General features: G+C 74.7%; 11 protein-coding genes and 1 pseudogene. 2 read left to right on the forward strand and 10 right to left on the reverse strand.

Annotation, left to right across the window (positions count from 1 at the left end; translation table 11 throughout):
- The first annotated feature begins 184 nt into the window (after positions 1-184).
- Positions 185-445 carry a hypothetical protein gene (locus D3A59_RS02675; RefSeq protein ID WP_157991371.1) on the forward strand — a complete coding sequence of 87 codons (261 nt, stop codon included), beginning with the start codon at positions 185-187 and terminating at the stop codon, positions 443-445.
- Positions 446-480: 35 nt separating this feature from the next.
- Here D3A59_RS02675 and D3A59_RS02680 read toward each other — a convergent pair whose 3' ends face one another.
- The 10 genes from D3A59_RS02680 to D3A59_RS02725 form a co-directional block, all read right to left on the reverse strand.
- Positions 481-1,482, reverse strand: coding sequence for a chemotaxis protein CheB (locus D3A59_RS02680; RefSeq protein ID WP_119153391.1), 1,002 nt, complete (start codon positions 1,480-1,482; stop codon positions 481-483).
- 181 nt (positions 1,483-1,663) lie between these two features.
- Positions 1,664-3,103 carry a response regulator gene (locus D3A59_RS02685; protein WP_119153392.1) on the reverse strand — a complete coding sequence of 480 codons (1,440 nt, stop codon included), beginning with the start codon at positions 3,101-3,103 and terminating at the stop codon, positions 1,664-1,666.
- Positions 3,104-3,117: 14 nt separating this feature from the next.
- Positions 3,118-3,399 (reverse strand): DUF1488 family protein, encoded by a 282-nt coding sequence (locus D3A59_RS02690; RefSeq protein WP_157991372.1) that lies wholly within the window; start codon positions 3,397-3,399, stop codon positions 3,118-3,120.
- Positions 3,400-3,552: 153 nt separating this feature from the next.
- Positions 3,553-4,224 carry a response regulator transcription factor gene (locus tag D3A59_RS02695; protein ID WP_119153394.1) on the reverse strand — a complete coding sequence of 224 codons (672 nt, stop codon included), beginning with the start codon at positions 4,222-4,224 and terminating at the stop codon, positions 3,553-3,555.
- Complete coding sequence (locus D3A59_RS02700; protein WP_119153395.1) at positions 4,217-6,301, reverse strand: sensor histidine kinase; 2,085 nt, start codon at positions 6,299-6,301, stop codon at positions 4,217-4,219. Before D3A59_RS02700 ends, D3A59_RS02695 begins: the two co-directional genes overlap by 8 nt.
- 7 nt (positions 6,302-6,308) lie before the next feature.
- Positions 6,309-7,556 carry a glycoside hydrolase family 1 protein gene (locus D3A59_RS02705; RefSeq protein WP_119153396.1) on the reverse strand — a complete coding sequence of 416 codons (1,248 nt, stop codon included), beginning with the start codon at positions 7,554-7,556 and terminating at the stop codon, positions 6,309-6,311.
- Between the two features lie 69 nt (positions 7,557-7,625).
- Entirely contained in the window at positions 7,626-11,267 is a 3,642-nt protein-coding gene (locus tag D3A59_RS02710) for a PAS domain S-box protein (protein WP_119153397.1), read from the reverse strand.
- A 276-nt stretch (positions 11,268-11,543) separates the two neighbouring features.
- A complete protein-coding gene (locus tag D3A59_RS02715) occupies positions 11,544-12,206 on the reverse strand; it encodes a hypothetical protein (protein ID WP_119153398.1) in 663 nt (220 codons plus the stop codon).
- 154 nt (positions 12,207-12,360) lie between these two features.
- Positions 12,361-13,182, reverse strand: a complete 822-nt coding sequence (locus D3A59_RS02720; protein ID WP_119153399.1) for an arylamine N-acetyltransferase family protein — start codon at positions 13,180-13,182, stop codon at positions 12,361-12,363.
- A 117-nt stretch (positions 13,183-13,299) separates the two neighbouring features.
- Complete coding sequence (locus D3A59_RS02725) at positions 13,300-14,019, reverse strand: SGNH/GDSL hydrolase family protein (protein WP_119153400.1); 720 nt, start codon at positions 14,017-14,019, stop codon at positions 13,300-13,302.
- Positions 14,020-14,277: 258 nt separating this feature from the next.
- Between D3A59_RS02725 and D3A59_RS02730 the strand changes: the two are divergent.
- Positions 14,278-15,016, forward strand: a pseudogene (locus D3A59_RS02730) (IS5 family transposase); the annotation flags it as partial.
- Between the last annotated feature and the right edge of the window lie 51 nt (positions 15,017-15,067).

The raw sequence follows: 15,067 nt of genomic DNA on the forward strand, positions 1-15,067 counted from the left end.
GGCGGTGCAAGGCCGGGGGCCGAAGGTGTGTCCGCCGATGACGCCGACACGGATGCCGCCCGCCCAGTGCCCGGGCGTGCCTCGGCGACCGTGGGGCCTCTCGTCCGTCCGCTGGCCGGCCCGGCCCCGCGGGTCGTTAAATGCCGGAAGAATTCGATGCGCCGCACGGCGAGAGGAGGAACCCATGCACAGTTGCCCGGATGACTTCGCGATGGGGCGCGCGGCCGGCTACCGGGCCGCGCTGGTCTCGGGCTGGGACGAGATGCTGAGCAAGGAGCCGAAGCTGCGCGAGCTGTTCGCGCAGGCCTTCCTGGCCGGGCTTGAACGCGAGTTCATCGAGTCCCTGCCCAGCGCGCTCGCCTCCGACGAGTTCATGAACGGCCTGCACCTCGTCGAGGCGGAGCTCAGGGCGCTGCTGCGCGACCCGGCGGTCACCGAGACCTGAGGCCGGGCGCGCGGCGCGGCGGGGCGCCGCCCCCGTCAGGGAGCGGCGCCCTCCACCAGCAACCGCCGCAGCACCTCCGCCTGGGCGGCCAGCCGCTCGGCCGCCTCCCGGTGGGTCTCGCCCAGCGGCGCCTCGCTGCCGTGGCGGCTCCTCCATTCGGCCATCCGGCGCATCAGCTGCTCCTTCTCCTGCAGCGCGCGCACGGCGCTCCACAGCGCCTCCTCGGTGGCCTTGGACTGCGTTTCCTGCAGGCTGCGCAGCGAGTAGGCGTGGCCGGTGTGGCAGCGAAAGCGCGGCGGCTCGGCGTCCCGCATCTCCCACAGCGAGCCGCGGCAGTCGGGGCAGACGAAGGTGGAGGGCGTGCCGACCGCGTTCAGGTCTTCCATGGAGTTTCCTTCCGCCCGCTGCAGGGCCTGCTCGTGCCCGACCCCGGGGGCGGGCGTGGCGCCCGGGCCGGACGGCACCGGGCCGAGCAGGCTCTGCAGCAGCTTCGGCATCTCGGCCAGGGCCACGCAATGGTCGACCTCGACGTGGCGCAAGGCGCTCTCGGGCATGCTCGGCTCCTCCGCCTCGCGGGGGTCCTGGACGATCGCGACGCCGCCGCAGGCCTTCACCGCCTGCAGGCCGGCGGTGCCGTCGTCGAGGCAGCCGGTCAGCACGATGCCGACGACCGCCGAGCCGTGCTCGAGCGCGGCGGAGCGGAACAGCGGATCGACCGCGGGACGGGTGTGGTGCTCCCTGGGGCCGTGCGTGAGGCGCAGTGCCCGGCCCTCGACCAGCAGGTGGTGGTCCGGCGGCGCGACGTAGATGCGCCCCGGCACGATCGCCTCGCCGTCCACCGCATGGCGGGCCGGCAGGGGGCCGCGGTAGTTCAGCAGGTCCGGCAGGACGCTGGGGTGCGTCCCGACGTGCAGCACGACCAGCACCGCGGCCGGCAGGTCGGCGGGCAGCCCCGCCGCCAGCCGCTGCAGCGCGGCGACGCCGCCGGCGGAAGCGCCGATCACGATGAGGTCGCGCGTCCTCGTCAGCGGCTCCATCGGGCCCTTTCTCCGCGCCTGGCGGCGCCGGCTTGCACGAGTGCAGATCCCATCGTCGATCTCCCGCGGTGCGACATGCCGCCCCTTGCGGCACCCCTGAGCGGGGGCAAGTGCTGCGCCCGGTGCCGGCGCTTGCCGGCCGCGGCCTTCAGGCGGCCTTCAGGCGGCCTTCACGTGGCGTTCACGCGGCGCAGGCGCCGCTGCCGTTGGTCGCGACGCCGGGAGCCGCGGCGGGGCGTTGCAGGCCGGGCAGGGGGGCGGCCGGCGGGGGCTCGGCGGCGACCGGCCATTCGGTGGCGAAGGCGAGGCCGGCGCGGCTCTCGGCCTGCCGGCCGTGGCCGGCGCAGACGCGGTGCAGCTCGGCGGCCAGCGTCGGCAGCATCAGCGGCTTGGCGAGGTGGCCGTCCATGCCGGCGGCCAGGCAGGCGCGGCGCGTCGCCTCGCTGTCGTCGGCGGTGAGGGCGACGACGGCACAGGGCGCGATGCGCCCCAGGGCCTGCAGCTCCCGCAGCCGGCGCGTCGTCTCCAGCCCGTCGAGCGGCTGCATGTGCACGTCCATCAGCACCACGTCGGGCGACCAGCGCTCGCAGGACTGCAGCGCGCCCTCGCCGTCGCTCGCGGCCGCGACCTCGTAGCCGAGCGCCTCGCCGGTGCTGCGCGCCATCAGCCGCGTCAGCAGGTTGTCGTCGACCACCAGCAGGCGCGGCCGCTCCTCCTGCACCACCGGGTAGGGCAGCGACTGCCGCCACGGCCTGCGCCGCTGCTCGCACAGCCGCTCGGTGATCTGGTGCAGCTCCCAGGGGCTCAGCGGGCGCACCTTGAGATCGAAGCCGGCGATGCGCTCGGCCTGCGTCAGCGTCGGGGAGCCGGCGGCGACGGCGTGGATGCACTGCGTGCCGGGCGGCAGCAGGTGAGCCAAGCCCTCGAGCTCGGACGGCGCGAGCGAGTCCGACTCGACGGTGATGACGAGCGCCGGTAGCGCCGCGTCGCCGCACGACAGCAGCTCGCGCCGGAAATGCGCCACCGAGCCGAACAGGCGCGGCGCCCAGCCCAGGCGCTGCAGCCGCCGTGCCAGCGAACGCGCCGCCATCACGTTGTCGTACACCAGCCAGGCGGGCGTGCCGTGCGCGTCGGCGGGACGCGCCAGCTCCCAGTGCTCGGCTTGCCCATCGACCCATTCGACGCTGAAGAGCAGGCCGTCCTTGCCGAGGCTCGCGAACTCGATCGGCGCGCCGGTGCGCGGGCAGCGCCCGCGGGCGCGGCGCGTGCCCGGCGCGTCGGACGCGAGCGCGGGCATGTCCTCCAGGCCGAGCCGCCGAAGCACGGCGCTCATGGTCTTGTCGCGCGCGGCGAGCCCGGTGCCGGCGAGCCGCACGCGCGCCGCTGCCTCGCCCGAGGGGGTGCGGCCGGTCTCGGCGTCGAAGACGAGGAAGCCGACCTCGATCAGCTCGGCCAGACCGCACAGCAGCCGGTGCAGGCTGCAGCGCATCGCGACCGCGTCGCCCGGCAACGTCAGCTGCGGGCCGCGGCAGTCGAAGGCGAAGGCGAGCCGCCGTGCCTCGAGGCGCGGCAGCATCTCGCGCACGCCGGAGGTGAAGAGTTCCGAGAAGTCGAATGGCATGTGTCTAGCGCCGCTCAGGCGGCGTCTCCCTGGATGTGGCGGAAGTCCCGGGGGGGCTCGGCGCTCAGCACGACCACCGGCTCGCCGGGCCGCAGGCGGTGCTGCAGCAGCGCGGCGGCGTCGATGACGTCGGCGTGGGCCACGTAGGCGCGCAGCCAGGAATCGGGCGAGGCATCGGCGCCGAAGCGCGTCTCCAGCGCATCGCGCAGGATCAGGCAGCGCAGCGTGGTGGCGCCGTCCTCGACCGTGAACTGCACGCCCTGCACCACCGGGCAGAGCCTGACGCGATCGTCCATGCCGCATTCCCCTGACAAGCGTCCCCCGCGCATGCGCGTGAAGTGGTGTAGTTCCATGGCCTTCAGCTTCGCAGCGGGCGCCGCTGCGCACCACCCGGGAGGAGGGGGCGCCGGGGCCCGGGAAATTCCCGGGTCGGGCGGGGGGCGGACCCGCTACTCAGGGCCCTGGTCGTCGCTCAGCCACTTGCGCGCGAGCGCGTAGCGGACGATGTCGGTGCGGCAGCGCAGCTGCAGCTTCTCCTGCGCCGTGGCCTTGTAGGACTCCACCGTCTTCACGCTCAGGCCGAGCTTGGCGGCGATCTCCTTGTTGCTCTGGCCCCAGGCGACGAGGCGCAGCACCTGCTCCTCGCGCTGCGACAGGTCCGCGCGGTGCGGCGCCTCGCCCGGCTCGGCCTGCGGCGCGGCGAGCAGGTGCGAGACGAGCGCGCCGGCGAGCGCCGGGTCGATCCAGGTGCCGCCGTCGCCGACGGTGCGGATCGCGCCGACCAGCGCCTCGGCGGCGCTCTTCTTGAGCACGTAGCCGGTGGCGCCGGCGCGCAGCAGGCGGCGCAGGTAGCCCTGGTCGGCGTGGCGGGTGAGCGCGAGCACGCGCACCTCGGGGCAGCTCGCGTGCAGCCGCTCGGTGGCTTCGGCACCGTCGAGGTCGGGCATCGACACGTCCATCACCACCACGTCGGGCCGCAGCCGCTCGACGAGCTGCACCGCCTCGCGGCCGCCGCCGGCCTGCGCGACGACCTCCATGTCGGGCTGGGCCTCGACCAGCAGGCGCAGGCCCTCGCGCAGCACCGCGTGGTCGTCGGCGAGCAGCACGCGCAGCCTATCCATCGCCGTCCCCGTCCCTGTCCTCTTCCCCGCCGCCCGGCGCCGGCAGCGGGATCGTCAGGTAGACCGTGGTGCCGAAGCCCGGGGTCGACTCGAGCTCGAGCCGGCCGCCGGCGAGCGCAGCGCGCTCCTGCATGCCGCGCAGCCCGAGGCGGCTGCGTCCCCGGTGGGCCTGCACCGCGTCGGCGTCGAAGCCCCGGCCGTCGTCCTCGACGATGGAGCGCAGCTCCCCGCCGCGCTGCTCGACGAGCAGCGCCACGCGGCCCGCGCCGGCGTGGCGGCGCACGTTGGTCAGCGCCTCCTGCACCACGCGGTAGACGGTGGTCTCGACCTCGGGCGGCAGGCGCTGCCCGCGCAGGCCGTGGGTGTGGACCTCCACCGGCACGCCGCTCTCGGCCGCCCAGGCCTCGGCGTGCTGGCGCAGCGCGGCCTCCAGGCCCAGGCCGTCAAGCGAGGGCGGGCGCAGCTCGTGCGCGAGGCGGTCGGCCGATTCCTCCAGCGCCCGCGCGGCCTGCCGCACCTGCGCGAGCCGGCGCAGCACCGGGCCCGCGCAGCCGTCCTGCTCGGCCACGGCCTTGAGCCCCAGGCTCAGCACCGTCAGGTGCTGGCCGAGCGTGTCGTGCAGCTCGCGCGAGAGGCGGCGGCGCTCCTCCTCCTCGGCGTTGAAGAGCTGCCGCACCAGCTCGCGCACCCGCTGCTCGGCGGCGCGCCGCTCGGCGACCTCTGCCTTCAGCGCCGCGTTGGCCTGCGCCAGCTCGGCGGTGCGCTCGCGCACCCGCGTCTCCAGCTCGTCGCGCGCGCGGCGCAGGGCCTCCTCGGCCGCCTTGCGGTCCGAGATGTCCATCATCAACGCGAAGGTCCGCAGCGGCGCGCCGGCGGCGTCGCGGATCAGCATGACGCTCATCAGCGCCCACACCACGCCGCCGTCCTTGCGCAGCATCCGCTTCTCGAGCTCGAAGTTCGGCAGCTCGCCGCGCACCATGCGCTGGTAGAGGTCGAGGTTGCGCTCCCGGTCGTCCGGATGCGTGAGCTCGAGGAAGGGGCGGCCCAGCAGCTCGGAGCGCGTGCAGCCGAGCAGCCGGGCGAAATGCGCGTTGACGCGCAGCAGGCGGCCCGTGGCGGGGTCGGCGTGCGCCATTCCGGCGCTCGTGAGCTCGAAGAGGGCGCGGAACTGCGCCTCGCTCTCGCGCTGGCGCTGCTCCCACTGCCTGCGCTCGGTGATGTCGATCGTGGCGCCGAGCATGCGCCGCGGCCGCCCGGCGCCGTCGTGCTCGACGCGCCCGCGCGAGGACAGCCAGCGCTCGCCGGCGCCCTCGCGCGGCGCGAGGCGGAACTCCAGCTCGAAGGGCGCGCCGTGCAGCACCGCGGCGGCCAGCACGATGTCCATCGCGGCACGGTCCTCGGGCGCGACGGCCTCGCGCCAGAGGACTGCGCTCACGACGTCCGCCTGCGGGGGCCAGCCCATCAGCCGGGCCATCGTCGGCGAGACGGCGCAGTCCTGCGTCTGCAGGTCCAGCTCCCAGGTGCCGACGTTGCCCGCCTCGACGGCGAGGCGCTGGAACGCCTCCCTGTCGCGCAGCCGGCGCTCGGCCTGCGCCTCGCGGGTGGTCTCGACCGCCTGCAGCAGCACGCCGGCGACCTGCCCGTGCTCGTCGCGCACCGGGCCGAGGCTGCCGGTGAAGCGGCGTCCGCCGCCGCGCCCGTCCCGCGTGCCGGGCACGAGCGCGCGGTGACGGAAGCCCAGCGGCTCGCCGTGCTGCAGCACGCGGCGCAGCTCCGGCTCGAGCGGCCGGCCCGCCGGCCAGGCTTCGGCGAGCGGGCGGCCGAGCGTCTCTGCCGGGTGCGGCAGGCCGAGGGCGGAGCGTGCCGCGTCGTTGCAGAACAGCGCCAGGCGGGGTCCCCAGGCGAGGATCATCGGCACGCCGGCGTCGAGCACCGTCCCGAGCGCGACGCGCAGCGCCGCGGGCCAGTGCCGCGCCGGCCCGAGCGGCAGCTCCGCGCCGCCGTGCGCACGCAGCAGCGCCCCGGTCTCGCCGCCGGCGGGCGGCCAGGTGCTGGCGAGTTCGACGGCTTCGTCCATCGCCGTCTCAGTGCCAGTCGCGGTCGGGCTGCGCCTTGATGCGCCGCGCCGCCTCGATCACGTCCTGCAGGTCCACCGGGTCGCTGAACGGGTCGGCGTCGAGCCGGGTGGCGCGGCGCAGCAGGCGCTGCCAGCGGTGCAGTTCCTCGATGTAGGGCGCGCAGGGCACGCGGCGCAGGATGCCGCCCTCGTCGACCAGGTCGCACAGCCCGTTGTGCAGCCACTCGCCGGTGTGCCAGTCGGGCATGTCCACCCCCGGGAACAGGCAGACGCCGTGCAGCTCGATGCCGCGCTCGACCGCGGCGAGCGACTCCTGCATCACGTCGCGCAGCCAGTCCTCGCGGCCCTCGCCGAGGCCGCTGGTCTCGGCGATGACCATCGGGCGGCGGTAGCGCTCCCACACCATCGAGAGCATCTCGCACAGCGGCGCGATGCGGTGGTCGTGCGGGTCCATCGCCATGTGCGGGCCCTGCTCGCGGTACTCCATCTGGCCGAACGAGTAGCAGTTGGTGCCGACGATGTCGAGCACCTCGGGCGCGCCGCCAAGCTCGGGGTGCAGGCGGCCGTACAGCACGTCCCACGCGAAGCAGGCGTCGTCCTCCATCTCGCGGCGCGCCTCGTCGGCGAGGTCCGGGCGGTCCGCGGGCGGCACGACGCGGATCAGCGGCTCGACGTGCAGCATCCTCGCGTCGGGCTGCACCTCGCGGATCGCGCGCACGCCGGCGATCGCGGCCTCGCACAACACGCGCCGCATGCGCTCGCGCGTGGCGCGGTCGCGGCCGAAGGGCCCCATCCAGCCCCACTCGCCGCCGGCGAAGCCCCAGAAGGTGATCTCGTTGATCGGCGTGAAGCAGTGCGGGCCGTGCAGGCGCGGGCAGACGTGCGCGGCCGCGGCGCGGCAGTAGTCGGCGAAGCGCTGCACGAAGCCGGGCGAGAAGGGGTCGCAGCCGTCGGGGTAGCCGTAGTGGCAGAGGTCCCACACCGGCAGCACCTGCGTCTGCCGCAGCGCGTCGATCAGCGGCTCGATCGGCGCGAAGTCGAAGCGGCCGCCGCCGCGGTCGACCTGCGGCCAGGGGATGCCCTCGCGCGCCACGCCGATGCCGACGCTGCGCAGCAGCCCGTAGTCCTGCAGCGCGTGCTCGCGGTGCTGCGTCTCGGCGACGAGGTCGCGCCGGCCCTGCTCCTTCCACAGAAAGGTGGAGCACTCGAAGCCGGAGAGGAAGAAGGTCGGGAAGATCCCGGGATGCTGGCTCATCTGCGCCCTTTGCCGCGGAGGCGAGGCCGGCGGCCTCTCCTGGGCAGCGGGGCAAGCCGCGCGCCCGGCTCAGCCGGGCTGCAGTGCCGGCAGGACCCCGGGCTCGCGCGTCGCCAGCTCGCGGCGCAGCAGCTCCTGCAGCGCGTCCGGGTCGACCGGCTTGGTGAAGTGGTGGTCGAAGCCGGCCTCGCGCGCGCGCTGGCGGTCGCTGTCCTGGCCCCAGCCGGTCAGCGCCACGATCAGCGGCCCGCGCTGCCCGGCATGCCGCGCGCGCAGACGGCGCGCCACCTCGTAGCCGTCGATGTCCGGCAGGCCGATGTCGAGCACCACCACGGCCGGCCGCCAGTCGGCCTCGGCGGCCAGCGCCGAGCCGCCGTCGTGCGCCAGCCGCACCTCGTGGTGCTGCAACTCGAGCACCGTCTGCAGCATCTCGGCAGCATCGACGTTGTCGTCCACCACCAGCACGCGCGCCGGCGCGGCCCTGCCGCAGGCCTTCGCGGCGTCCCCGGCGGCCCGGGCAGGGGGCTCGGCGCCGGCGCTGTCCAGCGGCAGGCGGATCGTGAAGGTGCTGCCGGTGCCGGGCCCCTCGCTGCTCGCCTCGATGTGCCCGCCGTGCAGCCCGATGAGCCGGCGCGCGAGCGCGAGCCCGATGCCGAGGCCGGCCTGCGCCGTCTCGCGCCGTTCCTGCACGAACATGCCGAAGATGCGCTCGAGCATCTCGGGCGCGATGCCGCTGCCCTCGTCGCGGATCGTCAGGCAGGCCCCGCCGCCTTCGCGGCGCGCGGCGAGCGTGATGCGGCCGCCCTCCGGCGTGAACTTCACCGCGTTGTTGAGCACGTTCTGCAGCGCCTGCGACAGCCGGGTGGCGTCGGCCTGCAGCACGAGCGGCTCGTCGGGAAGCTCCACCACGAGCCGCTGGCGCCGGGCATCGGCGGTCGGCCGCGCCACGTCGACGGCGTTCGCCACCACCGAGGCCAGCGACTCGGCGCGCAGCTTCAGCACGATGCGCCCGAGCGTGATGCGCGAGACCTCGAGCAGGTCGTCGACGAGCCGCGTCATGTGCACGCTCTGGCGCTCGATCAGCTCGCCGGCGCGCGCGACCGCCGGGTCGGGGGGCTGGCGCAGCCGGATCACGTGCGCGGCCGAGCGGATCGGCGCGAGCGGGTTGCGCAGCTCGTGCGCGAGCGTGGCGAGGAACTCGTCCTTCTGCCGGTCGGCCTCGCGCAGCGCGCGCTCGCTGCGCAGCAGCCGCTCCTCGCTGTCGCGCAGCGCCTGTTCGGCGGCGCGCTGCTCGGTGACGTCGGTGTTGGTGCCGAACCAGCGCGTGATGCGCCCGGCCGCGTCGCGCAGCGGCTGCGCGCGCGACAGGAACCAGCGGAACTCGCCGTCGGCGCGCCGCAGCGGGAAGGTGTCTTCCCAGGGCTCGCCGCAGGCCAGGCAGCGGCGGAAGCCCTCGCTCACGCGCTCGAGGTGGTCCGAGTGGTGGACCGTCTGCCAGCCCCAGCCCGCGGTCTGCTCGGGCCGGGTGCCGGTGTACTCGAACCAGCGCCGGTTGTACCAGAGCGCGTGGCCTCGCTCGTCGGTGATCCAGGCGAGCTGCGACATGTTGTCGGCGAGCGCGCGGAAGCGCGTCTCGCTCTCGCGCTGCGCCGCCTCGGCCGCCATGCGCTCGGTGAGGTCCATCTGCACGATCACCGCGCCAACGATGCGTCCCTGCGCGTCGCGCACCGGCGCCCCGGAGTTCAGCATCGTGCGCCGCGTGCCGGGGGGCGCGCCGAAGGGCTCGATCTCGACGAGGTCGCCGGGCGGCGTCTCGCCGGCCAGTGCGCGCGCCAGCGCCCATTCCTGCGGCTCGAGCCGCCGACCGTGGCGCGGCGAGCCGTCGGCCCACCAGCCCTTCCACTCGCGGTACTCCTCGATGCTGTTGGAGAAGGGCGCGCTGCCCCACAGGCGCTCGTTGGCCCGGTTCATGCGCACCAGCCGGCCGTCGGCATCGGCGACGATGATGCCGGCGGGCGCGGCCTGCAGCACCGCGTCGAGCAGGCCGCGCTCGGCCTCGGCCTCGGCGGCGGCGCGGCGCGCGCGCGCCTCGCTGTCGCGCAGCGCGGCCTCGGTGGCCAGCCGCTGGCTGATGTCGATTCCGGAGGCGACGAGGTGCGTGATGCGCCCGCCCGCGTCGCGCAGCGGCGCGAGCTGGCAGTCGATGGTGATGACCTGGTCCTGCGCCATGCAGGCGGTCAGGTCGTGGCGCACCGGCGTGCCTTCGCGCGCCGTCGCGACCGCCTCGCGCAGCCGCTGCCGCACCGAGGCGTCGTGGCGCCACCAGTCGCAGTCCCAGAAGGGCCGCCCGAGGAGCCGCTCGCGGTCCAGGCCGGCGGCCTTCACCGGCGAGTCGTTCACCTCCAGCAGCCGCCCCTCGAGGTCCAGCACCGCCACGGAGGCCTGGAGGCGGTCGATCACGCGGCGCAGGTGCTCGCGGCTGTCGCGCAGCGCCTCGGCGATCTGCGCGGTCACGGCCTCGCGCTGCTCGGCCACGATGCGGCGCATCTGCTCCTGCTGGTGCTCTTGATGCCACTGCGCCGCGCGCTGCAGCGCGCGGCGCAGCGTGTCGATCTCGCGCACCGGCATCGGTGCCAGCGCGGGCAGGCCGCCGTGGTGCATCGCGTCGGCGGCGGCCGCCAGCTCGCCGAGCGGGCCGGTCAGGCGCCGCGCCAGCAGCGCGGCCAGGAACAGCCCGAGCGCGAGCGCCGAGCCGACGATCGCGATCCAGGCATAGCCGGCGCGCTGCACGCTGGCGAAGGCCTCGCGACGCGGCAGTGTCACATGCACTGCCCAGCCGCTCGTCGTCGAGGCCGCGTAGGCGCCGATGAGGGGCTCGCCGTCCTTGCCGGGCTGCTCGAAGAGGCCGAGCGGCGCCAGCGCCAGCCGGGCCGTCAGCTCCGGGGGAAGCTGCTCGCCGAGCCGCGGCGCGCCGCCGCCGCCGCTGCCGGTGGCGACGACGCGACCGGCGCGATCGCTCAGCGTCAGGCGCACCTCGGCGTCGACGTCGAGCTCCCGCAGGAGCCGCGAGAGCCGCTCGGGGGTCAGCGCGAGCAGCAGCGCGTGCCGCGGGCGGCCCTCGCGCAGGACCGGAACCGCCAGGCCGACGAGCGGCTGCTTCAGCTGCGGGTTGAGGTGGAGGTTGCCGTAGACCGGCGCGGCGGCCTCGAAGACGCGGCGGAACGTCTCCGGCGATCCCAGGGGCAGGTGCTGCCCGCTCCATTCGGCCTGCCGGTCTTCCCGCCCCATCTGCAGCAGGTTCGGCAGCGGGGCGCCGAGGGGGGCGACGGTGTTGAGCCGGACCTGGCCGTCCGGGTCGAGCACCGAGATCATCGTGCCGGGACGCTTCGCGGTCACCTCCGCGGCGTAGCTGCGGAAGCCCTCCCAGTCCCCGGCGTCGATCAGCGGCGACGCGGCCAGCAGCTCCAGCAGCGCGCGCTCGGTGGCGAGCTCGCCCTCGATCGCGAGCATCAGCGCCTGCGCGGTGTCGCGCAGGCCCTGCTGGACCGACGCGCGCCTTGCCTGCCAGTGCTGCCACTGCACGATCATCGCGCCGAGCGCCAGCGGAAGCAGCGCCGCGAGGACCAGCCCCGACAGGCTGCGCCGCAGCGAGCGCTGCCGAGGGGCGCCCGCCGTCCTGCCCGTGCCGGCCCCGGCAGGGCTCAGCGGCACGGCGCGGCTCCGGCAGCGCGGGTCGAGGCGGTGTCCCCGACCCCGCCGGGCCGGGGCATCCCTGTCGGCGGTGCCGCATTCCGGGGGATCAGCGCAGGGGCGGCGGCGGCAGGGAGATGGGGTGGCACGGGGACTCCGGAAGGCTGGGACGCAGGGGCGCGGGAACCATACAAGGCGCCTCCCGGAGGGTCCTTAACGAATGTCAAGAGCGACGTTTCCCCTGGGGGAAAAGCGAGGCCCGGAGGCCGCCCGGCCCGTGCAGGGGGCGGCCCGGCTTCAGCGGCCCGCGTCGCGACTGGGGGCGCGGGGGCCGGCCGCGGTCGCCGCGGCCATGCCGGCGCCGCCCGGTGCGATTTCGACGGCGGTCGGCGGCACGAAGCTGATCACGATCTGGTCGTTCGGGGCGATCTGGCCCAGCGCCTGCGGGCTCGTCAGGATATCGACCGGCATGCCGTCGGTGGTGCGCAGCGTCAGCACGCCGCGGCTGGGGTCGACGCGGTGGACCTGCGCGGCCACCGTGACCGGCTCGGCCGCGCCCTGCCGGGCGAGTTCGCTGCTGTTCGCCGCCTGGGCGGCGGCGGCCTCGACGCGGGCGCCCATCTCGTCGAGGGCCTGCCGCTCGTCGGTGCGCTTGGCCAGCGCCAGCGCCTCGGCCTCGGAGTAGCGCAGCGTCACCCGGTCGCCCTGCTGCAGCTTGTCGAACTGCGGCACGTCGCGGCCGACGGCCAGCACGAACTCGCGGCCGTTCTGATCGCGCGCCATCATCAGGCGGTTGGCGCGGTCGACGCCGGTCACGGTGCCTTCGATCACCGAGGTGTTGATCCAGACGCGCGGCGCTTCGCCGGCTTGCGACGGCGTGGTCGCCGGGGTCTGCTGCGCCTGGGCGAGCGGCATCGCGAGGACAGCGGCGGCGCCGAGGGCGATGGTCAGACGTTTCATGTCGAACTCCTGCAGTGCGAGGTTGAGACTCGGGAGGCCCGCGCGAACGCGGGCGCCAGGGAGCTCTCTCCCCGGGCAGGATGAGGGGCAACCCGCATTCCCGGGGGCGGCCGCAGGCCCCGCCCGGCAGCGCGCTCCGCGCCGGGCGCGCGGCTCAGCGGGATGCGGGATCGGGCAGGGCGGCGAGCCGCTGCCGCAGCGCCGGCATGTCGGGCAGGCGCAGGCCGAACTCGCCCTGCAGCACCTCGCACACGGCGTCGGCGTGCGGCAGCAGGCGCGAGTCGCTGGTGCCGCCGGGGTGGTGGACGGTGAACTGACGGTTCAGCAGCGCCAGCCGCCGGCCGGGCAGCGCCCGGGCGCACAGCAGGTTGCCGACGAAGATCGAGCGCGGGTGGGTGGCGACGAAGTGGTTGGCCATCTGCAGGTCGACCGCGTGCTGCGGCATCAGGTCGAAACGGTAGAGCGACTTCCATTGCCCGGCGACGCAGGCCTGCAGCCGCCATTCCTCGTCACGCCGCAGCAGGCGGAAGGGCTCGTGCGGCGTGGGCTGCACGGTGTCCGCCTCGAGCGCGAGCACGCCGGTGAGGGTGAGCCCGCCGAAGCCGACGTCGACGAGGTGGGGCCGGCCCTCGACCGCGACGCGCAGCAGCATGTGCGTGCGCGGGTTCAGCGCATCCTCCGGCTGGTTCCACAGCACGCGTGCCGCCAGGCTCGCGACCTCCTCGAAGCCGAGCGCGCGCAGAGCCTCCGCCAGCAGCAGGTTGTGCTCGAAGCAGTAGCCGCCACGGTGCTCGTGCACCAGCTTGCGCTCGACCGCCGCCGGCTCGAGCAGCGGGGGCCGGCCGAGCAGCGGGTCGAGGTTCTCGAACGGGATCGCCGCGGCGTGCGCGGCCACCAGGCGCGACAGCGTCGCGAGCGTCGGAGCGCGGCATCCGGCCGCGCCGATGCGCGCGAGGTAGGCATCGAGGTCGATCATCGGCAACTCCTCCCCGGGAACGTGCTGGGGCCTCGCGGGGCGGCCCGGCGCGACCGAAACCGCGGGGCCGCCCGCGCGGCAAGGCGTCCATTCTGCGCCGGGGAGCGCCCGGGGGGGCTACAGCGCGGCGAGGAAGGCGCGGCGCACCTCGGAGGCGCCGACGAGGCTGGGCTCGATCGTGTTCGTGAACCAGGACGGGTCGCCGCCGAGGAAGTGCGCGTGCAGGTCCACGAGGCGGCCGTATCTCGCCGCCATGCGGCCGATCGCCTCGTTGACGCGGCGGTGGTTGGCGCGCGCGATGCGCGGCTCGATGCCGAGGAAGTTGCGGGCGTCGTCGCCGAAGGTCGGGTCGTAGACCGTGCCGAGCAGCACCGGGCGGATCGGCAGCCGGCGCAGGAAGGCGTCGAGCGCGGACTCGAAGGCGCGCACCCCGCGGCCGTCGTCGCCCGCGAGCCCGCGCAGCAGGTCGTTGCCGCCGACGGTCAGCAGCGCCACCGCGTCGCCCCGGGGGCGCAGGCCCTGCGCCTGCCCCGGCAGGCTCGCAACCGTCGCGCCGTCGACCGCGCGGTGCTCGAGCCGCGCCGGGCCGCGCGACTGCAGGTCCCGGCCCCTGAACTCGGGGAACAGCGCGTCGTCGTTGCGCACGATGAGCTGGCCCGGGTGCACGCCGTGGGCGTTGTAGCGGGCGCAGTCGAGGATCGAGTCGCCGAAGGTGTAGAGCGTGAGCGGCGGGCCGCCCTGCGGGCGGGGCCCGGCAGCCCGCGAAAGCGGGGCGAGCAGCAGCGACGAGGCGGCGGCGAGCATCCGGCGGCGGGAGGAGTCGGGGAGCGGGGGCATGGCGACGGGAGGAAAGCTTGCAGCCGGGGGCGTCCTTCTTCCCAGCAAACCGGCCGCCTGCACCGGCTGCTCTGCTTCAGCCAAGGCGATTCGGCCTTGGGCTCCGTTACTTGTGTGGCCGTACTGTGATGAGGCCCGCATTCAACGGGAGGAGAGGCAAGGGTAACTTGCAGGTTCTCGGCATCCCGGCAATGTTGCATAAATGGCAGCGCGGGCGGACTGGGGCGCAGCGCTTGACAGCCTCGGTAGGCTGAAGGCGTGCCGAAGCAAGACGACAAGACGAAGCGCCGCTACAAGACGACGAACTGGGCGCAGTACAACGCAGCACTCAAGGCGCGGGGCTCGCTGCTTGTGTGGCTCGACCGGGACATGCAGTGGCTGGCCACGCCGCAGGCCAAGCAAGGGCGCAGCAGGATTTTCTCGGACGCGGCGATCCAGTTTTGTCTGGGCGTGAAGTGTTTGTTCGGTCTGGCGCTGTGCCAAGAGCATCGGGATGGTGGAGAGCCTGCTCAAGCTTGGCGGGTTGGACTGGCCGGTGCCGGACTTCAGCACCCTGAGCCGCCGGCAGAAGGAACTGCAGGTGCATATCGGCTACCGGGCAAGCCCGGCGCTGCACCTGCTGGTGGACAGCAACGGGGTGAAGATGCTCGGCGAGGGGGAGTGGAAGCGCAAGAAGCACGGGGCCGACTACGCGCGGCGCTGGCTGAAGGTGCATCTGGGCATCGACGCGCAGACCCTGGAGATCCGCGCCATCGAGGTCACCGGCAGTGCGGTGGGAGACGCGCCGATGCTGCCCGCGCTGCTGCAGCAGATCGACGGAGCCATTGCCAGTGTCAGCGGTGATGGCGCCTACGACATGCGCGGCTGCCATGAAGCGATTGCGTAGCGCCCGGCTGCTGCCGTGATTCCCACGCGCCGTTACGCGCGGCTGTGGAGGAAGAAGCTGACCGCGGGTGCACTGACTCGCAACGAGACGATGCGTGCGATCCAGCGGCTTTGTTGCACAAATGGCAGCGAGGGCGCCGGGCGGGGCGTGGCTTGACAGCGC

Source organism: Caldimonas tepidiphila (assembly GCF_003569765.1).
GTDB lineage: Bacteria > Pseudomonadota > Gammaproteobacteria > Burkholderiales > Burkholderiaceae_C > Caldimonas > Caldimonas tepidiphila.